23 protein-coding genes and 1 riboswitch are annotated in these 24,735 nt (G+C 30.3%); of the genes, 22 read left to right on the forward strand and 1 reads right to left on the reverse strand.

The window, feature by feature from the left end:
- Window positions 1-332: 332 nt before the first annotated feature.
- From hpf to AACQ14_RS11910, 10 genes are all read left to right on the forward strand, one after another.
- On the forward strand, window positions 333-869 hold the full coding sequence (gene hpf, locus AACQ14_RS11865; protein ID WP_339363807.1) for a ribosome hibernation-promoting factor, HPF/YfiA family: 537 nt from the start codon (window positions 333-335) through the stop codon (window positions 867-869).
- A gap of 195 nt (window positions 870-1,064) precedes the next feature.
- Window positions 1,065-1,610 (forward strand): hypothetical protein, encoded by a 546-nt coding sequence (locus tag AACQ14_RS11870; protein ID WP_339363808.1) that lies wholly within the window; start codon window positions 1,065-1,067, stop codon window positions 1,608-1,610.
- A gap of 27 nt (window positions 1,611-1,637) precedes the next feature.
- Window positions 1,638-4,217 carry a preprotein translocase subunit SecA gene (gene secA, locus AACQ14_RS11875; RefSeq protein WP_339363809.1) on the forward strand — a complete coding sequence of 860 codons (2,580 nt, stop codon included), beginning with the start codon at window positions 1,638-1,640 and terminating at the stop codon, window positions 4,215-4,217.
- Window positions 4,218-4,265: 48 nt separating this feature from the next.
- A protein-coding gene (gene prfB / locus AACQ14_RS11880) for a peptide chain release factor 2 (protein ID WP_339363810.1) occupies window positions 4,266-5,370 on the forward strand; the annotation gives its coding sequence in 2 pieces (ribosomal slippage) (window positions 4,266-4,340 and window positions 4,342-5,370; 1,104 coding nt in all).
- A 50-nt stretch (window positions 5,371-5,420) separates the two neighbouring features.
- A complete protein-coding gene (locus AACQ14_RS11885; protein WP_339363811.1) occupies window positions 5,421-5,885 on the forward strand; it encodes a chemotaxis protein CheW in 465 nt (154 codons plus the stop codon).
- A 270-nt stretch (window positions 5,886-6,155) separates the two neighbouring features.
- A complete protein-coding gene (locus AACQ14_RS11890; RefSeq protein ID WP_113673695.1) occupies window positions 6,156-6,599 on the forward strand; it encodes an ACT domain-containing protein in 444 nt (147 codons plus the stop codon).
- A gap of 5 nt (window positions 6,600-6,604) precedes the next feature.
- On the forward strand, window positions 6,605-7,843 hold the full coding sequence (locus AACQ14_RS11895; RefSeq protein WP_339363812.1) for a homoserine dehydrogenase: 1,239 nt from the start codon (window positions 6,605-6,607) through the stop codon (window positions 7,841-7,843).
- Between the two features lie 54 nt (window positions 7,844-7,897).
- Window positions 7,898-9,103, forward strand: a complete 1,206-nt coding sequence (locus AACQ14_RS11900; protein ID WP_339363813.1) for a cofactor-independent phosphoglycerate mutase — start codon at window positions 7,898-7,900, stop codon at window positions 9,101-9,103.
- Window positions 9,104-9,141: 38 nt separating this feature from the next.
- Window positions 9,142-10,350, forward strand: a complete 1,209-nt coding sequence (locus AACQ14_RS11905; RefSeq protein ID WP_339363814.1) for an aspartate kinase — start codon at window positions 9,142-9,144, stop codon at window positions 10,348-10,350.
- A 150-nt stretch (window positions 10,351-10,500) separates the two neighbouring features.
- The gene (locus AACQ14_RS11910; RefSeq protein ID WP_339363815.1) at window positions 10,501-12,642 is read left to right on the forward strand and encodes a Tex family protein; all 2,142 of its coding nucleotides are present in this window, start codon (window positions 10,501-10,503) and stop codon (window positions 12,640-12,642) included.
- Window positions 12,643-12,774: 132 nt separating this feature from the next.
- Here AACQ14_RS11910 and AACQ14_RS11915 read toward each other — a convergent pair whose 3' ends face one another.
- Entirely contained in the window at window positions 12,775-14,439 is a 1,665-nt protein-coding gene (locus AACQ14_RS11915) for a sensor domain-containing diguanylate cyclase (RefSeq protein ID WP_339363816.1), read from the reverse strand.
- 315 nt (window positions 14,440-14,754) lie between these two features.
- Here AACQ14_RS11915 and AACQ14_RS11920 point away from each other — a divergent pair, with 315 nt between their 5' ends.
- The 12 genes from AACQ14_RS11920 (at window position 14,755) to tkt (ending at window position 24,677) form a co-directional block, all read left to right on the forward strand.
- On the forward strand, window positions 14,755-15,180 hold the full coding sequence (locus tag AACQ14_RS11920; RefSeq protein WP_339363817.1) for a DUF2089 domain-containing protein: 426 nt from the start codon (window positions 14,755-14,757) through the stop codon (window positions 15,178-15,180).
- Between the two features lie 57 nt (window positions 15,181-15,237).
- Window positions 15,238-15,684: an SHOCT-like domain-containing protein gene (locus tag AACQ14_RS11925; RefSeq protein WP_339363818.1), complete on the forward strand. Its 447-nt coding sequence runs from the start codon at window positions 15,238-15,240 to the stop codon at window positions 15,682-15,684.
- Window positions 15,674-15,976, forward strand: a complete 303-nt coding sequence (locus tag AACQ14_RS11930; RefSeq protein ID WP_339363819.1) for a hypothetical protein — start codon at window positions 15,674-15,676, stop codon at window positions 15,974-15,976. Before AACQ14_RS11925 ends, AACQ14_RS11930 begins: the two co-directional genes overlap by 11 nt.
- Window positions 15,977-15,992: 16 nt before the next feature.
- Window positions 15,993-16,151: a hypothetical protein gene (locus AACQ14_RS11935; protein WP_339363820.1), complete on the forward strand. Its 159-nt coding sequence runs from the start codon at window positions 15,993-15,995 to the stop codon at window positions 16,149-16,151.
- A gap of 14 nt (window positions 16,152-16,165) precedes the next feature.
- Entirely contained in the window at window positions 16,166-16,528 is a 363-nt protein-coding gene (locus AACQ14_RS11940; RefSeq protein WP_339363821.1) for a phage holin family protein, read from the forward strand.
- Between the two features lie 109 nt (window positions 16,529-16,637).
- Window positions 16,638-16,752, forward strand: a riboswitch (FMN riboswitch).
- Between the two features lie 100 nt (window positions 16,753-16,852).
- Window positions 16,853-17,446 carry an ECF transporter S component gene (locus AACQ14_RS11945; protein ID WP_339363822.1) on the forward strand — a complete coding sequence of 198 codons (594 nt, stop codon included), beginning with the start codon at window positions 16,853-16,855 and terminating at the stop codon, window positions 17,444-17,446.
- Window positions 17,447-17,626: 180 nt separating this feature from the next.
- Complete coding sequence (locus AACQ14_RS11950) at window positions 17,627-18,292, forward strand: YcxB family protein (protein ID WP_339363823.1); 666 nt, start codon at window positions 17,627-17,629, stop codon at window positions 18,290-18,292.
- Window positions 18,293-18,727, forward strand: a complete 435-nt coding sequence (tsaE, locus tag AACQ14_RS11955) for a tRNA (adenosine(37)-N6)-threonylcarbamoyltransferase complex ATPase subunit type 1 TsaE (protein ID WP_339363824.1) — start codon at window positions 18,293-18,295, stop codon at window positions 18,725-18,727.
- Window positions 18,724-19,437, forward strand: coding sequence for a tRNA (adenosine(37)-N6)-threonylcarbamoyltransferase complex dimerization subunit type 1 TsaB (gene tsaB, locus AACQ14_RS11960; RefSeq protein WP_339363825.1), 714 nt, complete (start codon window positions 18,724-18,726; stop codon window positions 19,435-19,437). Before tsaE ends, tsaB begins: the two co-directional genes overlap by 4 nt.
- The gene (gene rimI, locus AACQ14_RS11965) at window positions 19,428-19,871 is read left to right on the forward strand and encodes a ribosomal protein S18-alanine N-acetyltransferase (protein WP_339363826.1); all 444 of its coding nucleotides are present in this window, start codon (window positions 19,428-19,430) and stop codon (window positions 19,869-19,871) included. The genes tsaB and rimI overlap by 10 nt, the downstream gene beginning before the upstream one ends.
- A gap of 109 nt (window positions 19,872-19,980) precedes the next feature.
- On the forward strand, window positions 19,981-22,329 hold the full coding sequence (locus AACQ14_RS11970) for an ATP-binding protein (protein WP_339363827.1): 2,349 nt from the start codon (window positions 19,981-19,983) through the stop codon (window positions 22,327-22,329).
- A gap of 356 nt (window positions 22,330-22,685) precedes the next feature.
- Window positions 22,686-24,677 carry a transketolase gene (gene tkt, locus AACQ14_RS11975; RefSeq protein WP_339363828.1) on the forward strand — a complete coding sequence of 664 codons (1,992 nt, stop codon included), beginning with the start codon at window positions 22,686-22,688 and terminating at the stop codon, window positions 24,675-24,677.
- Window positions 24,678-24,735 lie beyond the last annotated feature (58 nt).

Below are 24,735 nucleotides of genomic sequence, written 5' to 3' on the forward strand. Positions count from 1 at the left end.
GTAAAAATCATGGTTGGATTATCAGATAATTGATTGTTGACATAAAATATTACTGTTAATAAGTATCCACATTTTTTGGATAAAAATTGATACTATATTAGGTTATTCACAGAGTTATACACATTATCCACAGATATTATGGTATTTTTGGGACGAAAAAAGATAATTATCCACATGAAAAAACATAAATCTCTTTTATTTAGCAGAAAATTACGAATAGGAATAAATATAAATTTATATCAATTAAAAGGATTTATTGATTGAATATCGAATATAATAATATAGACTATTATATTATAAAAGTCTATGATATTTTGGAAGGAGTTGGTAGTATGCGCTACATCATAAGTGGAAAAAACATAGAAATAACCAAAGCATTAAGGGAAGCAACTATCGATAAGTTGAGTAAAATGGATAAATATTTTACTCCGGATAACGAAGCTCAGATAACAATGAGTGTTCAAAAATTAAGACATATAATAGAGGTGACGATTCCGATTAAAGGCAGTATAATCAGAGCAGAAGAATCAGCTGAAAATATGTATACTGCTATAGATAAAGTGGTTGATGTATTAGAAAGGCAACTTCTAAAACATAAAAATAAGTTAATATCAAGACAACATAGTGCTGGAACTTTTAAAAATGACTTTGTTAATGAAACCATGGAAGAAGACCTAGATGATAAAAAAATTGAGATAGTTAGAACTAAACGCTTTGCAATGAAGCCTATGGATATTGAAGAAGCATGTTTACAAATGGATTTATTAGGACATGACTTTTTTGTATTCATGAACAGTGATACAGAAGAAGTTAATGTGGTTTATAAAAGAAAAAATGGTACTTATGGGCTAATTGAACCAACACTTTAAAAAAATGGAACCTGGAAAGGTTCCTTTTTTAGTGCTCTTTTTATGCTATTATCATGAAAAAGATATTGGTGATAAAGAGATATTGCTAAAAAGTTGAATAATGTAAAGATTAGTGGTAAAATATTGAGGACTTATAAATTACATTAAATCATAAAATATAAATTAAATTCCAATAATACTATTAGGAGGTGCAATATGGGTAAATTATGTAGAAAATATATAACTATATCTGGGATTTTATTAATATATGCTATATGTCTACCATCAGCATTTATTTCTCATGCGCAGATAATTAAAGTACAAAATAATTCCACTATGCCCATACGTGCTAATGGTCAATGGAATCTAGAACAGGTTCTTAATGGAAGTGTATTCAAAGAATTAGAAAATACTATAGATAATAGATTAAACAAAAAAGATAAGTTTAAAAGAATATATAGTTTGATACAAAACTATCTAAATAATAAAATTGAGAATTCAAGGTTAATGTGTAACAAAGAATATACAAATACATATAAACCTGTTTTATTAGATAATAACATTAAAAGTGATATAATTACAGAAGATACCAATGATGGGTTAAATCAGATACCATTAACTTTCTACACTGATAGCAATAGTACTCTAGAAGAATATTTCAGGGTTAACTATAAATTAAATAGAAATGGAAAATATATTGAATATAAAGTTATATTAAGTAAAATGAATATAAAACATACTTCCACTGAAAATACAATATGAAAAATTAAAAGTGAAAGGTGAAAATAAATGAAAAAATTATTTGAAAAAGTATTTGGAACACATAGTGATAAAGAGATAAAGAGAATAATACCATTAGTAGATAAAATAGAAGCTTTAGAACCAGAAATGGAAAAATTAACTGATGACCAGTTAAAAAGTAAAACCAATGAATTTAGAGAAAGATTAAAAAAAGGTGAAACATTAGACGATATATTAATTGAAGCCTATGCTGTTGTTAGAGAAGCTTCAAAGCGTACAGTAGACATAAGACCTTATAGAGTCCAATTGATAGGAGCTATAATACTCCATCAAGGTAGAATAGCTGAGATGAAAACTGGAGAAGGTAAAACATATGTAGCTCCTTTTGCAGCATACTTGAATGCTTTAGAAGGAAAAGGGGTACATGTAGTTACTGTCAACGATTACTTAGCTAAACGTGATGCTGAAAATATTGGTAGAATACATGAATTTCTTGGATTAACAGTAGGTGTTATAGTTAACGGAATAGATAATGAAGAAAGAAGAGAAGCATATAACTGTGATATTACATACGGTACCAATAATGAGTTTGGATTTGACTACCTTAGAGATAACATGGTTATATATAAAAAAGAAATGGTACAGAGAGATTTGAACTTTGTTGTTATTGATGAGGTCGACTCTGTATTAATTGATGAGGCAAGAACACCATTGATTATATCTGGTAACAGCAGTAAATCAACTCATTTATATCAACAGGCAGATATAATAGCTAGAAGATTACAAAAAGGTAAGGTAATAGGAGAAATATCCAAGATGAGTGCCTTACTTAATGAAGAGATTCAAGAAGAAGGAGATTTTGTAGTTGATGAAAAAGCAAAATCAGTATCTCTTACTGCTGATGGTATCAAAAAAGTTGAACAATTCTTCCAAGTAGATAACTTAGCAGATCCAGAAAATATGGAAATACAACACCATGTTATATTAGCGTTAAAAGCACATAATACTATGTATAAAGATAAAGATTATGTTATAAAAGAAGAAGAAATAATTATTGTAGATGAGTTCACTGGACGTTTAATGCCAGGAAGAAGATATTCTAATGGATTGCATCAAGCAATTGAAGCAAAAGAAAGTGTTAGAGTAAGAAGAGAAAGTAAAACTCTTGCAACAATAACTTTCCAGAATTATTTCAACAAATACGATAAAAAATCTGGTATGACTGGTACAGCATTAACTGAAGAAGAAGAATTCAGAGAAATATATGGTATGGACGTAATAGCTATACCAACTAATAAACCAATAGTAAGAAAAGACCAACCAGACCAAGTTTATAAATCACATCGTGAAAAGGTAAATGCTGTCATCGATGATATTGCAGAATGTTATGATAGAGGACAACCAGTATTGGTCGGTACTATAACAATAGAATCATCAGAAGAATTAAGTAAGATGCTTAGAAAAAAAGGAGTCGTACACAAAGTACTTAATGCAAAATATCATGAGAGAGAAGCTGAGATTGTAGCAATGGCGGGTCAAAAAGGTGCTATTACCATAGCAACCAATATGGCTGGTCGTGGTACTGATATTAAATTAGGTGAAGGTGTTATTGAAACTGGTGGACTCAAAATTATTGGTACAGAACGTCATGAATCCAGACGTATAGACAATCAGTTAAGAGGTCGTTCAGGACGTCAAGGAGACCCTGGTGAATCTAAGTTCTATATCTCATTAGATGATGACTTGATGCGTCTATTCGGTTCAGAGAGAATGAAAAATACAGTTACAAGATTAGGGCTACCTGAAGGAGAACCAATCGCAGCAGGTATCTTATCAAACGCAATAGAGAATGCTCAGAAAAAAGTTGAAGGAAATAACTTCTCCATAAGAAAGCACTTACTTGATTATGACCAAGTAATGAATGAGCAAAGAGAGATTATATATGGTGAAAGAAAGAAAGTTCTTCAAGGGGACAACATGAGAGATTTCATCATGAGTATGATAAAAGAAGTTATTGGCAGATTTGTTGATACTCATGCTGGAGAAGAGCAAGAATTTGATGAATGGGATATACCAGGACTCATGGAGTCTTTGAATGAGATTATACCGATAAGATCAATTCATACAACAGAAGAAGAAAGAGAATCCTTGACTAAGGACAAATTCACAGAAAAATTATATGAAATAGCAGCTAAACTATATGAAGATAAGGAAAACGAATTTGACGAAGAAGAATTCATGCGTGAAGCTGAACGTGTTATCCTATTAAAAGCTATAGACCAAAAATGGATGGATCACATTGATAACATGGACCAAATGCGTCAAGGTATAGGACTTAGAGCTTATGGTCAAAGAGATCCTTTAGTAGAATATAAATTCCTTGGATTTGATATGTTTGAAGAAATGTCCAATAATATACAGGAAGCTACACTTAGAGCTCTATATCGTATAAGACCAGCAAGAAAAATAGAGAGAGAAAGAGTAGCCAAGGTTACATCAACTAACAGGGGCGAACAACAAGCGGCTAAACAGCCTGTACGAAGAAAAGAAAGAAAAGTAGGAAGAAACGAGTTATGCCCATGCGGTAGCGGTAAAAAATATAAATACTGTTGTGGTAGAAACCAATAGGCATGATGGTAAGATTTAATGTGGTAAAAAAATGATAGAGGTGATAAAATGCTAGAACTAGAACAAAGCAAATTAGAACTCCAAGCCTACAAAAAGAAATTAGATGAAATGAGTGTTTCACTTTGACTTGGTCAATGTAAAGAACAAGATAGAAGAACTAGATGCCAAGGTTGCATCAGAAGAATTCTGGAACGATGCTGAAAATTCAGGAAAAGTATTAAAGGAAATTAAACAGTTAAAAGATAAAGTGGACAACTATAATAATCTTGTACAAGAATATGAAGATATTGAAACTCTCATTGAAATGGGAATAGAAGAAAATGATGATGAAATTATCAAAGAGGTTTCATCATCGTTAAAGGAATTTATTAATGATTATGAAGAACTTAGAACTAGGACACTTTTATCTGGAGAATATGATGGTAATAATGCCATAATATCTTTACATGCTGGTGCTGGTGGAACAGAATCTTGCGACTGGGTAAGTATGTTGCTTAGAATGTATACCAGATGGGCAGATGATAAAGGTTACAAAATAGAAACACTGGATTATCTGGATGGTGAAGAAGCAGGAGTTAAATCTGTAACTATTCAAATAAACGGAGAAAATGCCTATGGTTATCTAAAATCAGAAAAAGGAGTTCATCGTTTAGTAAGAATATCTCCTTTTGATTCATCAGGTAGAAGACACACATCATTTGCATCATTGGATGTCCTACCAGAGATAGATGATGATATTGATTTGGAAATAAACGATGAAGACATTAAGATAGATACTTATCGTGCAAGTGGAGCAGGTGGACAACATATTAACAAAACAGATTCAGCTGTTAGAATAACTCATATACCTACAGGTGTAGTTGTTCAATGTCAAAATGAACGTTCACAACACAAGAACAAAGATAGAGCTCTGAAGATGTTAAAAGCCAAGTTATATGAAATAAGAAGACAAGAACAAATGGCTAAAATGGAAGGAATAAGAGGGGAAGTCAAAGAGATAGGTTGGGGCAGCCAAATACGTTCATATGTGATGCATCCATACAGTATGGTAAAAGATCATAGAACTAATGCAGAAACTGGTAATGTACAAAGTGTAATGGATGGAAAGATAGATCTATTCATTAATGCTTATTTACAATGGTTAGCCCTCTAAATCAAGGATTCTATAATTAGATGCTAAAAATTACAAAAGGAGTGAAGAATATGTCTACAATGCAACAGGTTATATTTAAGCTTGATAAAGAAGAATATGGTTTGGATATAATGAAGGTTATAACAATTGAAAAATATCAAGAAGTTGTCAAAACACCAAATACTCCAGAGTATATAACAGGTATCATTAACCTTAGGGGTAGCGTATTACCGGTATACAGCTTAAGAAAGAAATTTCATCTAAAAGAAAAAGAATCAGATGAAAATACGAAAATTATCGTAACAGTGACTAATGGTATGAAAATAGGATTTATTGTTGATTCCGTACAGGAAATACTAAATATCGAAGATAAAAATATTGAGGAAGCTCCAAAAATAGTAACAGGAATCAATAGGAAGTACATTAAAAGTATTGCTAAGATGGAACAGCGAATGGTTATTCTAATAGATATAGACTTGATTATATCAGAAGAAGAACAATTAGAACTAGGAAAAGTATCTAAGGAACAAGAATAATTATACATACTTGACGTTAATCCAATAAATTATCTTTTAACTGAATTAATATTAATAACTAATAGAAACTTGTGTTTATCATAGCACAAGTTTTTTGGTTTCTAAATATATGAAACGACTATGGAACATATGAAATACTAGAATTTTCAATTGCATTAATGAAAATCCTGACTTATTTTATACATATCCCTTGTATTTTTATTAAATTAGTGGTATAATCTCCGTAATAAAAACAAATGTTTTTAATAGAAAAACAACGAAGGTGATGAAATGCCTGATACAGCAAGTTATTATATTATTAAGAGAAAAGCTTTACCAGAAGTATTCTTGAAGGTTGTTCAAGCTAAAAAGCTTTTGGAAAAAGAAAAAGCAATAACGATACAAGAAGCAGTAGATTCTGTTGGAATAAGTCGTAGCTCGTTTTATAAATACAAAGACACAATATTTCCTTTCTACGATAATTCAAGAGGAAGAGCTATAACTGTTGCTCTCGGTCTTGATGACGAACCAGGACTACTATCATGCATATTAAATATTATTGCCCAGTACAAGGCAAATATACTGACAATACATCAAACAATACCTATTAACGGTGTGGCCAACATAACATTAAGTATGGAAATACTTCCAACATCTGGTGATATACAAGAAATGATTATGTCATTAGAAAGTCATGAAGGAATACATCAAGTAAAAATATTAGCTAGGGAGTGAGATAAATGGTAGATGTTGCAATATTAGGATACGGTACAGTTGGTTCAGGAGTAGTAGAAGTACTTACAACTAATAAAGACAGTATCAATAAAAGAGCAGGAAAGAAGATTAACCTCAAATACGTATTAGACTTAAGAGATTTCCCAGGATCACCAATAGAGGATATACTAACAAAAAATTATGAAGATATTCTTAATGATCCAAGTGTTAAGGTAATTGCTGAAGTTATGGGTGGCGTAGAGCCTGCATATACTTTTGTAAAAAAAGCCTTATTAAGTGGCAAAAGTGTCGTTACTTCTAATAAAGAGTTAGTGGCACGCCATGGAGCAGAACTACTTAAAATAGCAAGAGACAAAAACATTAATTTCCTATTCGAAGCTAGTGTGGGTGGTGGAATACCTATTATAAGACCACTTAATCAATCACTAACTGCTGACGAAATATATGAAATCACTGGAATACTAAATGGTACAACTAACTTCATACTAAGTAAAATGGCAGACGAAGGACTGGATTTTGAGACTGTATTAAAAGAAGCGCAAGATAAAGGTTATGCAGAGCGAAACCCAGAAGCAGATGTTGAAGGGTTCGATGCTTGTAGGAAAATAGCTATACTTTCTTCACTTGCTTTTGGTATGCAAGTTGATTTTGAAGACATATACACAGAAGGTATAACAAAAATATCAGATATTGATATGAAATACGCCAAACAATTAGGATACGATATAAAATTATTGGCAACAAGTAAGAAAAAAGATGAAAAAGTATACGCTATGGTTTCGCCAATGATGATTGGAAAAGATCATCCATTATCAAATGTCAATGGAGTTTTTAATGCTATATTTGTTAAAGGAAATGTTATTGGAGACGTTATGTTCTATGGTAAAGGTGCAGGTAAATTACCTACAGCTAGTGCAGTTGTAGCAGACATTGTTGATGCTGTAAAACATCTTGAAAGGAATATAGTTTCATTTTGGAGTACTAAGAAGATGGAGTTAATGAGTGTGGATAATGTTTCAACAAGATGCTTTATTAGATTAGTGCCTAAAAGTTTAGATATGGTACGTAATCAGATAAAAGAGATATTTGGTGATGTACAGTATGTAAAAATTGACGATAAAGTTGATGAGATAGCATTTATTACTGATGCATTCAAAGAAGGAAGATTAAAAGAGAAAATTAATGACCTTAATACTAAAAATATTGTATCAAAAGTATTAAGTGTAATAAGAATAGACAAGTAATGAATACTTAACAATGAACATATCTACCGCCTGACAGCGAAGGGATGATAATATATGAAATATGTTGTAATACTAGGAGACGGTATGGCTGATGAACCTGTAAAGCAATTAGGAGACAAAACACCTTTACAGGTAGCTGATAAAGAAAATATCGATTCATTAGCAAAAATGGCAGAAGTTGGATTAGTAAAGACTATTCCAGATGGATTAGCACCAGGAAGTGATACTGCTAATTTATCAGTATTAGGATATGATCCTCAGAAATATTATACTGGAAGATCACCACTAGAAGCTCTAAGTATTGGGGCTGATATGGAAAGTAATGATGTTAGCTTTAGATGTAATCTAGTAACATTAAGCGAAGATGGTTCATACGAAGACAAAACTATAATTGATCATAGTTCTGATGAAATAACAACTGAGGAAGCAGATGAATTAATAAAATATCTAGAAAAGTACTTAGGAAATGATACAATCAAATTCTATACAGGAACTAGTTATAGACATGCTATAATATGGCATAAAGGTAGTACAGATGTGAATCTTACACCCCCTCATGATATATTAGAAAAAAAAGTAAAAAAGTATTTACCAAAAGGAACTAATTCCGATAAAATAAAACAAATGATGGTGTTAAGTAATGAATTACTTAAGAATCACCCTATTAACATAAGAAGAAAAGAAAAAGGATTAAGACCTGCAAACTCCATATGGATATGGGGGGAAGGGACTAAACCAACGTTAAAATCCTTTAGTGATAAATATAATAAAAAAGGTGCTATGATATCAGCTGTTGATCTATTAAAAGGGATAGCTATAGCAGCTAAAATGAAAAATATTGAAGTTGAAGGTGTTACTGGTAACATTAATACCAATTTTCGAGGTAAGGCAAAAGCTGCAATTGATGCTTTAAAATCTGGTCAAGACTTTGTATATGTACATATGGAAGCACCAGATGAATGTGGACATAGAGGGGAAATCGATAATAAAGTAAAATCAATTGAACTTATAGATAGGGAAGTTGTCAAATACATAAAAGAGGAACTTGATAAACTTGAAGATGACTATAAGATAATGATACTACCTGACCATCCTACACCTCTAGCCATTAGAACACATACAAATAAGGCAGTTCCTTATTTAATATATGATAGTTCTAGAAAAATTGAATCTAATGTAAAATATGATGAAGAATCATGTAAACTAAAGGGAAATGTATTTATGAAAGGCCATGAACTAATGGACTATTTCTTAAAATAATACATACACTATTAGATACCTAAAGAGGAGGAAACAACTTGTTAATAGTAAAGAAATTTGGAGGTAGTTCTGTAGCAAATAAAGAAAGAGTATATAATGTTGCAGAAAGAATATTAGAAGATTATAAAAAAGGTAATGATGTCGTTGTAGTTTTATCAGCACAAGGAGATACTACAGACGAATTAATAGCAAAAGCAAAAGAAATTAATCCAAATCCTTCAAGAAGAGAAATGGATATGATTCTTACAACAGGTGAACAACAATCTGTAGCACTGATGTCTATGGCATTACAGAATTTAGGATACCCAGCAATATCACTAAATGCTTATCAAGTAAAGATGCATACAACATCTGTTTATAGTAATGCAAGACTCAAAAGAATAGATGCTGAAAGAATAAATTTAGAACTTGAAAGAAAGAATATTGTACTTGTGACAGGATTCCAAGGTATTAATAAATATGATGATATAACTACTTTGGGTAGAGGTGGTTCAGATACAACAGCAGTAGCAATAGCAGCTGAACTTAATGCTGATAAATGTGAAATATATACAGATGTAGATGGAGTTTATACTGCTGATCCTAGAGTTGTTAAAGACGCAGTTAAATTAAATGAAATTACCTATGATGAAATGTTAGAATTAGCTTCACTTGGTGCAAAAGTTCTTCATAACCGATCAGTAGAACTTGCCAAGAAATATGGTGTAGATTTAGTTGTACGCTCAAGTTTGACAAAAGCTGAAGGAACCATTGTTAGGGAGGAATGTAAAATGGAAAAAATGTTAGTTAGCGGCGTTGCTGCGGATAAGAATGTTGCTAGAGTTGCTGCAATTGGAATTAAAGATGAACCAGGAAAAGCGTTCGGACTATTTTCTATACTTGCAAAACATAATATCAATGTTGATATTATCTTACAATCAATAGGAAGAAACAATACAAAAGATATATCATTCACAGTACCTAGAGATGCATTAGAAGACACTAAAAAAATTCTTCAGGATAATCTTTCAAGAATATCTGCTGAAAGAATAGAATATGATGATTCAGTCTCAAAAGTATCTATTGTAGGTGCAGGTATGGCTTCTAATCCTGGAGTAGCAGCAGTAATGTTTGAAAGTCTATATGACGCTGATATTAACATAAAGATGATATCAACTTCTGAGATTAAGATCTCAGTACTTATTAACGAAAAGGATACTGATAGTGCTGTTAATGCTATACACGAAGGTTTCAAAGATAGATTCTAAGAATGTATGATTAAAATAATTGCTATACTTATATAAGAAAGTTGATCTTTATAAAAAGGGTAACTTTCTTTTTTAATTATTATCCTTGTCCTGTAAGTATCATTAATATATAATATTTAATAGAGTTTACAGTAAAGGAGCTAGTAGGTTATGGATATATTAAAAGTACTAGAAAAGGAATTAGATATCAAGGCTTGGCAGGTTGAAGCAACAGTCAAGTTAATTGATGAAGGCAATACTATTCCTTTTATTGCAAGATACCGTAAGGAAATGACAGGATCTCTGAGTGATGAGATATTACGTGAATTTAACGATCGTCTTACGTATCTAAGGAATTTAGAAGCTAAGAAAGAACAAGTTATCGCTAGTATTGAAGAGCAGGGAAAATTAACTGCTGAACTTAAGAATTCTATACTATCAGCCAAAACATTAGTAGAAGTTGATGATCTCTATAGACCATATAGACCAAAAAGAAGGACAAGAGCCACTATAGCTAAAGAAAAAGGATTAGAACCATTAGCTATAAAAATATGGATGCAGAATCTAAAATCACCTGTAGAAGATATCGCTATAGAATATATCAATGAAGAAAAAGATGTAAAAACTTCTGAAGATGCAATAAATGGGGCAAAAGATATACTTGCTGAAATGATATCTGATGAAGCAGATTTTAGGAAAGAAATCAGAAGAAGAACCTTCACAAAAGGTAAATTAGTTGTGAAAGCAAAAGATAAAACAGTTGAATCGGTTTTTGAAATGTATTATGAATATGATGAAGAGATCAAGAAAATAGCCCCTCATAGAATATTAGCAATAAATAGAGGAGAAAAAGAAAAGATATTAGTTGTTAAGATAGAAGCACCTATACAAGAAATAGAAAGTTATCTTAGAAATAAAGTCATTAGAGATTCTAATATATATACAACTCCAGTACTAGAAGATGTTATTTCTGACAGTTACAAAAGATTGATTTCACCAGCTATTGAGAGAGAAATAAGATCTGACTTGACAGAAAATGCTGAAGAAGGAGCTATAAAAGTATTTGGTAAGAATTTGGATCAATTGCTTATGCAACCACCTATTGTAGGAAAAGTAGTACTTGCTCTAGACCCGGCCTTTAGGACTGGATGTAAAATAGCAGTAATAGATGGGATAGGTAAAGTATTAGATACTACAGTGGTTTACCCAACACCACCACAAAATAAAATGAAAGAAGCTAAGATTAAATTAAAGGCATTAATTGAAAAACATGATGTAGATATTATAGCTATTGGTAATGGTACTGCATCAAGAGAATCAGAACTATTTGTTGCAGAAATGTTAAAAGAAATAAATAAAAATATTCATTATATAATCGTTAATGAAGCTGGAGCATCAGTTTATTCAGCATCTAAACTTGGCACAGAAGAATTTCCACAATTTGATGTTGCGTTAAGAAGTGCAGTATCCATAGGAAGGAGATTACAGGATCCACTAGCAGAGTTAGTTAAGATTGATCCAAAATCTATTGGTGTAGGACAATATCAACATGATATGAACCAAAAAAGATTAGGAGAAACATTGACGGGCGTAGTTGAAGACAGTGTTAACAAAGTAGGGGTCGATCTAAATACTGCATCACCATCCTTATTAGAATATATTTCCGGTATAAGTAAAACGATAGCAAAAAATATTGTGAGCTATAGGGAAACAGAAGGTAGATTCACTAATCGTAAACAATTGTTAAAAGTGTCAAAATTAGGTCCAAAAGCATATGAGCAATGTGCAGGATTCTTAAGGATAGTAGGTGGAGATAATCCTCTTGATAACACAGGTGTTCACCCAGAATCATATACTGCCAGTAAACAATTGATTGATGAAATAGGTAATACCATAGAAGACTTAAACAGTAATAAAATAAATGGAATCAATAGTAAAATTAATAATGTTGAAGACATGGCTGATAAACTAGGAGTAGGAGTACCAACATTAAGAGATATCATCAAGGAATTAGAAAAACCTGGACGTGACCCTAGGGAAGAAATGCCAAAACCAATACTAAGAACTGATGTATTAGAAATGGAAGATCTACAAGAAGGTATGGTCTTAAAAGGAACTGTCAGGAATGTTATTGATTTTGGAGCATTTATTGATATCGGAGTTCACCAAGACGGATTAGTGCATATATCTGAAATGGCAGACAAATATATTAAACACCCTCTAGAAGTTGTGGCTGTAGGAGATATAATTAATGTAAGAGTAATGAATGTTGATCTCAAGAAGAAGAGAATTGCTCTATCAATGAAGCTATAATATTATTAATAAAGATTTAACCACATATTAAGGGACTGTCTCATAATAATTGATTGTAATCAGACAGTCCTTATTAATTTTAATAACGAGTATGTATAATCTAAAGTTATTTATTGTTAATTGTATAGATAGCTAGAAAATAACAGTTTTATTTCTTCCAGAATTTTTAGCTTGATATAGAGCTGTATCAGCATTATTTAATAAATTGCTAATACAGTCACTGTTACATTTGGAATTCTCTAACATTGACATTCCAATACTAATAGTAATTTGGATAGTATATCCCCCTATTGTTAGAGCTAAATTTTCAACCTTTTTCCTTATTTTTTCAGCAATCATAAATGCATTATCTCGATTGTAACCAGTTAAAATAATTGCAAATTCTTCACCACCGATTCTACCAAATAGATCTTTTTCTCCAAGTACGCTAGTACAGGTTTTTACAAGTTCTTTTAATACTTCATCACCGATACTATGTCCATAGTTATCATTTACTTTTTTGAAATAATCAATATCTAGCATAAGTAAAGATACAACATCCCCAGTTAATCTTGCATAAGCTATAAAACCTTCTGCGGTTTTAAGGAAATGCTGACGGTTATAAGAACCTGTCAGATAATCAGTTGTAGCCATTTTATAGAGGCTGTCCTGCAGCTCTTTCCTCTCAGTTATATCTTCTGCTACACCTACTAACCTAACAATTTCATTATCTTTATTCTTTACGGGAAAAGCTCTAGAATATATCCATCTAATACTGTTGTCTGGTTTAATAATTCTAAATTCTATTTGAGAAATGCTGCCAGTTTCAATTAGATTTTTAAAAGAAGATTTAACATTTGCCACATCATCAGGATGAATAGAAGCATAAAAATTAGTAAGACCGTTTTCATTATCCCATTTCTGACCAGAGATATGTTCAAAAGCAGAACTAATATATAACATATCATTGCTGTTAACATTTTTGACCCAAAAAATATCATTAGTATTTTCCAGTAATTGTTGAAAATTAGTTTCAACTTCCATAAGTTGTTTCTGTATTTGTAATTTATCAGTTATGTCATGCCCTGAACTTAATGTACCGATAATATTTCCACATTCATCTTTTAAGATAGAATTAGACCACATAACTATACGTTTTTCACCAGATTTAGTTAAAAGGGGGTGATTATATATTTCTTGATTTTGGCTAACAAATCCTTTCATTAAAGTATTAAATATACTTTTTATCTTCGACCTGATGCTAGATGGTAAGGCTATATCAAACCAATTCTTTCCAATCAAGCAATTACTGTCACTGGCTAAGAGAGCTCCTAAAGATTTGTTAACGAAATTAATATTTCCTGTGTTATCAAGAGCAACAAAATAATTAGAAGAAGCATTTATATACTTTTTGAACTGTTCGGATTCTATTAATTTTTTATCATATGTAAAATCAGTAATACATCTTATTGTTACAAAAGTAAAAGTATCATTATTATCCCTATGATTACTGATTGAAATTTCTGCTTCAAATTCTGTTAAATTACTTTTGATACATACAAAATTAAATGTTCTATTACAATTATTATCAATTGAATTAAGTATCTTATGAAATTCAACAACAGATGATAGTCCATTTGGTTGATTATTAGGAAATATAATAAAATTAAATTGATCTATAATATCTTCTTTAGATTTGTAGTTAAAAAGATTAACCATCTTATCATTACAGTCTATTATTTTTTTATCTTTTATAATCATGAATGCATTATTGTTATGATGAAAAAAATTCAAATATAAATTTGGATTATTAATCATAGGCTATGCAGTCCTTTCAGTATATTCTAAAGTCATAAGTAGTAAATTATCAACTACATATTCAAACTATAATTATCTTTAAAATTGTATATATATATTATATCGTACATAACTATATTTAACAATTAATATACATAAATTTTATGATATTAACAAAAATTTAATAATGCTAATGAGTGGATTCAATATATTAAATTAAAACATTAATAAAATTAATAAATATATTAAAAATATCAAAATGAATATTGACAAAATTAATTTAGTGGTATATATTATTAATATAAGATGATTAATTATTATTAATGAGGTGAAAAAATGAAATATAAAGCACCAGGGAAATGTCCAGTTTGTGGTGAGAAATTAGAAATAACAAAATTAAATTGTCCAAAGTGTTCTACATCAATTGAAGGAGAATTCAGACCATGCAGGTTTTGCAGATTACCAAAAGATGAACTTGAATTTATTAATACATTTATTATGTGCAGAGGTAACATTAAGGATGTTGAAAAAGAATTAGGGATATCATATCCTACTGTTAGAAGTAAGCTGGATTCTGTAATAAAATCTTTAGGACTAGAGGATGAAAGTAAAAAAAGAAGTGAAAGAAGAGAAGCTATTTCTCATAAGAGGGATTCCTTAAACGAGTTAAAAGAATTAAAACAACAGATATTAGATAAGTTGGCTAATGGAGAATTAACTACAAAAGAAGCTATGGATAAAATTAAAGAATTAAAAATCTAGATAATTTGGTTCGAAAAATAGGGTGATATTAATATTATTAGAGAAAGGATTGTTAGTATGAGTGAAGAAAAGAAAATTTTAGAAATGATTGAAAAAGGTCAAATTACTGCTGAAGAGGGTATGGAATTATTGCAAGCGTTAAGAGATGTAGACATAGAGCAGGAAGAAGTTTTAATTGAAGAATATAAAGCACCTGTTCAAAAAAGGGAATTCAAATTTTTACGAATAAAAGTCACAACTGAAAAAGGTGAAACAAAAGTCAATGTCAATATACCAATAAAACTAATTAAAGCTATAGGTGGAATATTACCACAAGCTAATAATTTAATCCCAGAGGATGTTAAAAGCCAAATGAACGAAAAAGGTATTAATCTAGGGTCTATAGATCTTAATAAAATATTAAATGCTTTGGAATCAGGTGAATTAGAAGATACGGTATTGGTGGATGTAGAGACTTATGATGAAGAAGATGGGAAAACTCAGGTAAAAATATATGTGGAATAGAGCCAGGCTGCTTAAGATAAACATCAAATCCAAAAAAACCAAAATAGTTATTCCTGTACCGTTATTCATATTTAGTCAGTTGTTGGATTGTACTATGGATTTGTTAGCAATTATTGCTTTTTTTACTCCAAGTATCAATATTAAAATAAAAAGCAGCAAATACAACTTAAAAGAAATTTTAATAACTGTATATAAGATATTAGAATCACTAAAAGAAATTAAATATTGTAAACCCTTTGATTTTGTTGATATCAAGACAAAGGAAGATATAGTTAAAATAAGTTTGAAGTAAAAAGGAGTGTGGTATTATGTTAGATACTAATTTACATTATTACAGTGTATTTGGTAATATACAGCCTAATAGAAGTATTAAAGATTATAAAGAGATGTTACTTAGAGAACAGTTCATTAGATTAAACAAAAATACTAATGTAAAATATAGAAACAAGTCTAAAACTAATATATAAAAAGGAGAATAACAGTGAATAGAATATGCTATAAATATATACTATATGTGCTGGTATTTATTATGAGTCCATATGTCTTTCAAGGGGTAAGTCTTGAACATCCATCTACAGCACTTATAGCAGCACTGGTTTTTGTTTTGGTGAATACTTTAATAAAACCGTTATTATTACTTGTTACACTGCCTATCAATATAATAAGTTTTGGATTATTCAGCTTAATTATTAATACTTGGATGATAATGTTGATGGATAAGATGGTAGGCGGGATAAATATATCAGGATTTTGGTTATCTGCGTTAATTGCATTAATAATAACTTTGTTGAATGAAGTGTTACTTGATGAAAAAATAACAAAAAGAAGATATAGGAAAAGTTGAATTATATTGTAAGTAAGTCAGAAAAACAATAACCTTATTGACAATTATATAATAATAAAATATAATATAGATGGTAGTAAGAAACATAATAACAATAAAACTTAATATTAAAATTCTTCAGGGCAGGGTGTAATTCCCGACCGGCGGTTATAGTCCGCGAGCCTAATGGCTGACTTGGTGTAATTCCAAGACCGACAGTATAGTCTGGATGAGAGAAGAGATTAAATTTATTATTTATGATAAATAACACCTTGGAGATATTTCAAAGGTGTTTTTTTATTTATTTAATCGCGGTCCAGAAGATTTTTATGGAAGGAGAAAAAAATGGAAAAAATAAATAAGTTTCATATCCATGGAACAAATAGTGGAAAGTCAGAAAGATTCAATACCATGTATCTAGTAAAAATTGCTTTATTATCTGCAATAGCATACATCATATTTTTATTTGAATTCCCGCTGCCTTATTTTCCACCTTTCTTAGAAATTGATTTCAGTGATACGGTAGCAATTTTGGGTGGAATAATATTAGGTCCTATGGCAGCTGTTATAATTCAATTTATAAAGAATCTACTTAGATTGTTGCTTATGAATTCAGGTACAGGTGGAATAGGTGAATTGGCTAATTTATTAGTTGGAATAGCTTATGTATTACCATTCTGTCTTATATTCAGACGAAATAATTTAAAAAGATTTATTGGTGGTAGTGTAGCTGCAATCATCATTATGACAGTTATAGCAGGGCTTGTTAATTATTTTATTAATATTCCTGTATATCTAGGCAGTACACCACATGCTGAGAAAATGAATATGATATATTCTTTCTATGTTCCTTTTAACCTTGTAAAAGGAGTTATAGTTACCATAGTTAGTTATGCAGCAATTAAAGCATTTAGACAAGTAATAAATAAGCTGCAATAATAGAATAAGAATTTATAGAGACCTAGATTATATCTAGGTTTTTTTGTTAATAAATATTAATGAAGAATAATTTTTTACAACAATAAAATAAAACAGTGAGACTAGTTTTGTACTAGCTAAATTCTTGTAAAAGTGCTATAATACCTATCAAAAGATATTGTTAAATAATTGGAGGTCAATATGGCAACGAAAAAAAAGAATAAAAATAAGAATAATAATAACAATAATACTAAAAATGACAAGAATATAAATAACACCATTAAGAAAAATAATAATGATAAAACTAATATAAAAAATAATAAAGACATCAAAAAGAATACTGAGATAGAATTAAGTATAAAAATAGGGGACAAAGATATGTTCTACTTTATGCTGGGACATGTTTATTCAAAATTAAGCAGTAAAATAACCTTATTATTTAGCGTAGTATGTCTTATACTATTTCCTATATCCTTTTTATGGAAAGATACTTTTATGACTCTTGTATTGTTGTTTGGAGCATTGACTTATCTTGTTATTTCTCCGTTAATGCTATATCTACAATCAAAAAAACAAGTTGCAACAAATCCAGTATTCAAAGAACCGATTATATACAAAATCAATGATGAAGGTTTTTATGTATCACAAGCAGGTGAGTGGATAGAATTTCTTTGGGAGAATCTATACAAAGTGGTTCAAAGAAAGTATAATATACTATTTTACATAAGTAAGGATCAAGCGTTCATTATTCCAGTCAGACTAATAGAAGATGGAAAAAACATAGTTAAAATAAAACAAATAGTATCTAATAAAATGGATACATCCAGATATAAATTTACGCAAGAAAAGAATGAAGGGAAGATTTGATTGATATATAAATCATTTTCAGCAGAGGAAACTAAAAAAATCGGTAAGGAACTTGGACAGGATGCAAAAAAAGGTCAGATATATTGTCTTATAGGTGATTTAGGAGTAGGAAAAACAGTGTTTACTAAAGGTTTTGCAGAAGGACTTGGAATTGACGAACATATTACTAGTCCAACATTTACTATAGTGAACGAATATTATTCTGACAAATTGATTTTTAATCATTTTGATGTCTATAGAATAGATGATCCTGATGAAATGTATGAAATAGGTTATGAAGAATATTTTTATAATGATGGAGTATGTTTGATAGAATGGGCAAATTTAATAGAAGAAATAATACCAGAAGAAGCAATATGGATTAATATAGAGAAAGATTTGGACAAGGGTTTGGATTACAGACAAATAACCATTGCTGGAGGAATAAACAGATGAAAGTTTTAGCCATAGAAAGTTCTGCTGTAGCTGCATCTATTGCTGTTGCAGAAGATGACAAGTTACTATGCGAATATACAACGAATTATAAGAAAACACATTCACAGACTTTAATGCCAATGATAGAAGAAGTTACCAATATGATTAATCTCGATCTTAGTGAATTAGATATAATAGCAGTTTCAAAAGGACCAGGCTCCTTTACAGGATTAAGAATTGGTGTTGCGACGGCTAAGGGGTTGGCTCATACCTTGGAAATTCCTATAGTTGGAGTACCAACTCTGGACGCTTTGGCTTACAATATTGCATGTACAGATAAAATAATATGTCCATTAATGGATGCCAGAAGAAGTCAGGTATATACTGGATTATATTCATATAAAAATAATATTTTTAATACTGTTTTACCTAGTACAGTTGTTCCGGTAGAAGATATATTTGAAGAGATTAAAAAATTAAGTAGAGAAGTTATTTTTTTGGGAGATGGTGTAGCTCCTAATATTGATAGAATAAAAAATAATTTCTCTGATAACGAATATGTATTAGCCCCTTTAAATAATAATATACAAAGAGCATCCTCAGTAGCTGCTTTGGGCATATTAAATGCATTAAAGGGAGAGTCGGAAAGTTATATGAACTTCAAACCTATCTATCTAAGAAAGTCCCAGGCAGAAAGGGAATTTGAAAGGAAACATAATACATGTATCTAGCACGTAGAATGAAGCTTAAGGATATAGAGGAAGTACATTCTATAGAAGAAAATACTTTTCCTGATCCTTGGTCACAAGATGCATTTGCCAAGGAATTAATGAGTAATACACATTCAATATATATGGTAATAGAAGAAGACGGTACTATAATAGCATATGCAGGATTATGGAATATTGTAGGAGAAGGTCATATTACCAATATAGCAGTTAAAAAAGAAAGAAGAGGAGCTGGATTTGGCAGAAAAATAACAGAGGCTCTTATATATGAAGGGAAAAAACAAGGAATTATATCTTTTACTTTAGAAGTAAGAGTAAGCAACAAAAATGCAATTAAACTATATGAGAAGTTGGGATTTAAAATAGCTGGATTAAGAAAGAATTTTTATGATAAACCCAAAGAAGATGCATATATAATGTGGAAACAAGACTTATAGCCTTAGCAGGGCTATTTTTTTTATTAATTATTAACAAGACACCTTATAAATGTATAAGATAAAGTATATGAAACTTTAAAGGGCAAAGGGTATAGGGAGGAGCTGCTTAATGAAAGAATGTTATGAACTTTCCCATGAAGATTTAGATTTGAAGTCAGTTGTTCTAGAGCAATCTGATAATGACAAAGATGAAGAAGATATATTTGTTGGGAATGGCAGAGTAAGCGAGATACTAGATTTTGGTCTTAAGCTAAATGGATCTGGATATAATATATACTTATCAGCTGAAGAAGGATTAAACACCGTAGAATTTATAAAAAAATTTCTAAAAGAAAAAAGTAAGAAGAACAATCCTCCTGATGATTGGTGTTATGTTTATAATTTTAAAAATGAAGATAAACCAAGAGCATTACGACTTAGATGTGGAAAAGGTAAAAAATTAAAAAAAACTATTGAAAATTGTGTAAAAGATGTAATATTACAATCAAATATAAAATTAAACAGTACCGAATTCAAGAAAGTTGAGACTTGTTTAAAGGATGAATTTTTATCTAAAGGTGAAACTAAATTAGAAGAATTAAAAGACGATGCCAGGAAATTTGGGTTTTCAACTAATATAACAGATAAAGGCATATTTTTTATTCCTATTGTAGATGGAAAAAAAATAAGTGAAGAAAAATATGATGACCTTACAGTGGAAGAACAAGAAATAATATTAGAGAATCTCAACATCATGGAAAATAAATCAGAAGATATAATGAAACAAGTAAAAAGGCTGAAAAAGATATCAGAAGATAAAGTTACTAAACTTCAAAATAAAATATTAAAAATTATAATTGACGATATATTCAAGAAAACAGAGACTGAATTTGAATGCAATAAAAAAGTTATAGGCTATATAAAGGAATTAAAAGAGCATTTATTCAAGAATATAAGGAATATATTATCCGAGACTGATGGTCATGAAACTTTGAACTCTTTACTGAATGATGATGAAGATGATAATCTAGAAAAATATAGAGTTAATCTCTTTATTGATAATTCCAATGTAAAGACATCACCAATTATATATTGTGATAATCCATCTTATTATGAAATGTTTGGTAAAATAGAATATGAAAACGAATTGGGAGTTTATACAACTAACTATACCATGATTAAAAAAGGTATACTTCATAATGCTAATAGTGGATACTTGATCATTAATGCAGAAAATATACTTAATACTGCATTGACGTGGGGAACACTTAAGAAAGTTTTAATAAATAAAAAATTAATATTTGAGAACATTCGAGAACAATTAGGTACACTTCCAATAAAAACCATTAAACCAGAACCAATCCCTATGGATTTAAAGGTTATATTAATTGGAAATGAACGTATATATGGATTGTTGTATGCATATGATAGTGAATTTAAAGAATTATTTAAGTTACATGTTCAGCTTAATACTGAAGTGGAAAAAAATAAAAATATAATAAGAAAATACTATCATTATTTTGATGATGTTTGCAATAAAAAGAGATTCAGGATGCTTACTAAAGACGGAAAAAATGAACTCTTGAAATATGCATCATATGTAGCAGAAGATAGAAATAAGCTTACTACAAAATTCTCTGTTTTAATGGATTTAATAGAAGAAGCTGATTTATGTGCTGCTCATTCCCAATTAAATGTAATTAATTCTACTATAATAAAGAAAGCTGTAAATAAAAAAAATAATAGATCTGCGTTATTAAAAGAAAATATAAAAGACTTGTATGACAAGGATAAAATAATAATTGACTATGGCAAAAAGAAAGTTGGACAGATAAATGGTGTTGCACTAAGCGATTATAGTGAAAATACAATTGCAAGGATAATAAGGATTACTGCTGTAACATATATGGGTAAATTGGGAGTAATTAATATTGAAAAAGAAAATCAGCTTAGTGGAAATGTTTTTGATAAGAGTATTGCTATTTTATCAGGTTATATTGGGAACAAATATTCGCAAGAGTACCCTTTAATGTTAAATTGTCAGCTTTGCTTTGAGCAGGTTTATAATATCATTGATGGTGATAGTGCTTCATGTGCGGAATTATATGCTATTCTATCTAGTTTGTCAGAAATACCTTTTGACCAGAGTATAGTCGTAACAGGTTCTGTAGACCAATTTGGCAATATTCAGCCCGTAGGAGGCGTCACACATAAAGTTAGAGGATGCTACGAGTTATATAAAACAAAGGGTCTGACTGGAAATCAAGGTATTATCGTACCAAAACAAAATGTTGATGAAATAATATTAGATGATGATATATTGGATGATATTAAAGATGGTAAGTTTCATATATATGCCATAGATAACATAGAACAAGGGATAGAAATATTTACTGATGTAAGTATGAATGAGATAGATAAAGCTATAGAAAATAAGTTAAAGTCATATTATGAAAAACTTGAAACAAAAAAAACTTAAATTTGTTGGAGTTATAAAATTAGAAGGTTATTGTAATAATAAAAGTAGAAACCATTATAGTATTATAAAGGATAGATAAGACTATCCTTTTATAATGCATTTATTTTTTTGGACATTTGGACTTGCTATTATTCAAAAATATGATAAAATGCATATGTAAAGAGTAAAGTCTTCCAACAACGTATAATTATTAGTTCTACGAACAAATTAGATATATATTACTAGCAACTCTTGAAAGTAACATCAAAATAAAAATTAATTTATGTAATTTAATAATTAAAGGTAACTATTAATGCTAGTTGCTTATAATTAATAAGCAATCTAAGTATTATTATTATAAGGAGGAAGAATACGAGATGAGAAATATTGAGACAACAACGATTAATACTATTAGAATTCTATCTGCTGAGGGTATTCAGAAAGCAAAATCAGGACACCCAGGATTACCTATGGGAGCAGCCCCTATGGCTTATGAATTATGGGCTAATCATATGAAACATAACCCAAGTGATCCAAATTGGATAAATAGGGATAGATTTATTTTATCAGCTGGACATGGTTCCATGTTATTATACTCATTATTACATTTATTTGGATATGGTCTTACAATCGAAGATTTACAAGAATTTAGACAATGGGGTAGTAAAACACCTGGACACCCTGAATTTGGACATACTGTAGGAGTAGATACAACTACTGGACCATTAGGAGCAGGATTTGCAACTGGTATCGGTATGGCTATGGCTGAAGCTAACTTAGCAGCAAAATTCAATAAAGATGAATATAAAATAGTAGACCATTACACATATGCTATAGCAGGTGACGGTTGTATGATGGAAGGTATTACATCAGAAGCAGCATCTCTTGCAGGAACTTTAAAGCTTGGTAAATTTATTGCATTTTATGATTCTAATAAAATCACTATTGAAGGTAGTACAGATATTGCTTTTACAGAAGATGTTGGAAAAAGATATGAAGCATATGGATGGCAAGTGCTACAAGTTGAAGATGGAAACGACTTAGAGGCTATAGGAAAAGCTATTCAAGAAGCAAAAGCTAATTTGGAGCATCCATCTCTTATTATAGTGAAAACACAAATCGGATATGGATGTCCTGCAAAACAAGGTAAATCATCAGCTCATGGAGAACCATTAGGTGACGATAACATTATTGAAACTAAGAAAAACTTAGAACTTCCATTAGATAAGGAATTCCATGTACCAGAAGAAGTATATGACCATATGAAAGCTTTACAGGAAAAAGGAAACAGAGAGCAAGCAAAGTGGAATGAATTATTTAAAGAATATGCAGCTAAGTATGCTGATTTAGCAAAAGAATGGGAAGTATGGACAAGTGAAGAACTTCCAGTTGATTTATTAAATAATGAAGAATTCTGGACATTCGATAATAAGCCATCAGCTACAAGAGCTATTTCAGGACAAATAATAAATAAACTTACAAAATATATTCCTAATTTATTTGGTGGAGCTGCTGACCTTGCACCTTCTACTAAAACATATATGAATGATAAAGGAGATTTTTCAGCTGAAGATTATTCAGGAATGAATTTACACTTTGGTGTACGTGAATTAGCTATGTCAGCAATGGCTAATGGTATTGCACTGCATGGAGCACATAAACCATTCGTAGCTACTTTCTTCGTATTCAGTGATTACATCAAACCTAGTGTAAGATTATCAGCACTAATGAAGCTTCCTGTAACATATGTATTAACTCATGATAGTATTGGAGTTGGAGAAGATGGACCAACTCACCAACCTATAGAACAATTAGCTGCTCTTAGAAGTATGCCTAATGTAGTTACATTTAGACCTGCTGATCCTAGAGAAACAGCAGCTGCTTGGTATTATGCAATTACATCAAAGGAAACTCCTACAGCTATTGTACTAACGAGACAAAATGTTCCATACTATGAAGAATCCGAGAAAAAAGCTTTGAAAGGTGGATACATTTTAGTAGATTCTGATAAAGAAACACCAGATATGATATTAATGGCTAGTGGTTCAGAAGTAGAATGTATATATGATGCTGCTAAGAAGCTTAAACAAGATGGAATTGATGTACGAGTAGTCAGTATGCCATCTATGGATGTTTTTGATGCACAATCAGAAGAGTACAAAGAAATTGTATTACCTAATAACGTAAGAAAAAGAGTTGCTATAGAAGCTGCTGCAACATTTGGATGGTATAAATATGTAGGACTTGATGGTGAAGTTATTGGTCTTGACCATTTTGGAGCTTCAGCACCAGCAGCTAGAGTGTTTGAGGAATTTGGTATCACAACTGAAAATGTTTATGAAGTTGCAAAAAAAGTGTACACTAAATAATAAATTTTTGCTCATACCCTAATCTAGATTCTTCTACATTGAAGAAATTACCTATATA

The sequence above is a fragment of the Vallitalea maricola genome (assembly GCF_036985595.1).
Lineage (GTDB): Bacteria > Bacillota > Clostridia > Lachnospirales > Vallitaleaceae > Vallitalea > Vallitalea maricola.

Bases quoted from the DNA above. Each gene is read 5' to 3' on its own strand.
- hpf (WP_339363807.1), top strand. From the start codon at position 333: ATGCGCTACATCATAAGTGGAAAAAACATAGAAATAACCAAAGCATTA.
- AACQ14_RS11870 (WP_339363808.1), top strand. From the start codon at position 1,065: ATGGGTAAATTATGTAGAAAATATATAACTATATCTGGGATTTTATTA.
- secA (WP_339363809.1), top strand. From the start codon at position 1,638: ATGAAAAAATTATTTGAAAAAGTATTTGGAACACATAGTGATAAAGAG.
- AACQ14_RS11885 (WP_339363811.1), top strand. From the start codon at position 5,421: ATGTCTACAATGCAACAGGTTATATTTAAGCTTGATAAAGAAGAATAT.
- AACQ14_RS11890 (WP_113673695.1), top strand. From the start codon at position 6,156: ATGCCTGATACAGCAAGTTATTATATTATTAAGAGAAAAGCTTTACCA.
- AACQ14_RS11895 (WP_339363812.1), top strand. From the start codon at position 6,605: ATGGTAGATGTTGCAATATTAGGATACGGTACAGTTGGTTCAGGAGTA.
- AACQ14_RS11900 (WP_339363813.1), top strand. From the start codon at position 7,898: ATGAAATATGTTGTAATACTAGGAGACGGTATGGCTGATGAACCTGTA.
- AACQ14_RS11910 (WP_339363815.1), top strand. From the start codon at position 10,501: ATGGATATATTAAAAGTACTAGAAAAGGAATTAGATATCAAGGCTTGG.
- AACQ14_RS11915 (WP_339363816.1), bottom strand. From the start codon at position 14,439: ATGATTAATAATCCAAATTTATATTTGAATTTTTTTCATCATAACAAT.
- AACQ14_RS11920 (WP_339363817.1), top strand. From the start codon at position 14,755: ATGAAATATAAAGCACCAGGGAAATGTCCAGTTTGTGGTGAGAAATTA.
- AACQ14_RS11925 (WP_339363818.1), top strand. From the start codon at position 15,238: ATGAGTGAAGAAAAGAAAATTTTAGAAATGATTGAAAAAGGTCAAATT.
- AACQ14_RS11930 (WP_339363819.1), top strand. From the start codon at position 15,674: ATGTGGAATAGAGCCAGGCTGCTTAAGATAAACATCAAATCCAAAAAA.
- AACQ14_RS11935 (WP_339363820.1), top strand. From the start codon at position 15,993: ATGTTAGATACTAATTTACATTATTACAGTGTATTTGGTAATATACAG.
- AACQ14_RS11945 (WP_339363822.1), top strand. From the start codon at position 16,853: ATGGAAAAAATAAATAAGTTTCATATCCATGGAACAAATAGTGGAAAG.
- AACQ14_RS11950 (WP_339363823.1), top strand. From the start codon at position 17,627: ATGGCAACGAAAAAAAAGAATAAAAATAAGAATAATAATAACAATAAT.
- tsaB (WP_339363825.1), top strand. From the start codon at position 18,724: ATGAAAGTTTTAGCCATAGAAAGTTCTGCTGTAGCTGCATCTATTGCT.
- rimI (WP_339363826.1), top strand. From the start codon at position 19,428: ATGTATCTAGCACGTAGAATGAAGCTTAAGGATATAGAGGAAGTACAT.
- AACQ14_RS11970 (WP_339363827.1), top strand. From the start codon at position 19,981: ATGAAAGAATGTTATGAACTTTCCCATGAAGATTTAGATTTGAAGTCA.
- tkt (WP_339363828.1), top strand. From the start codon at position 22,686: ATGAGAAATATTGAGACAACAACGATTAATACTATTAGAATTCTATCT.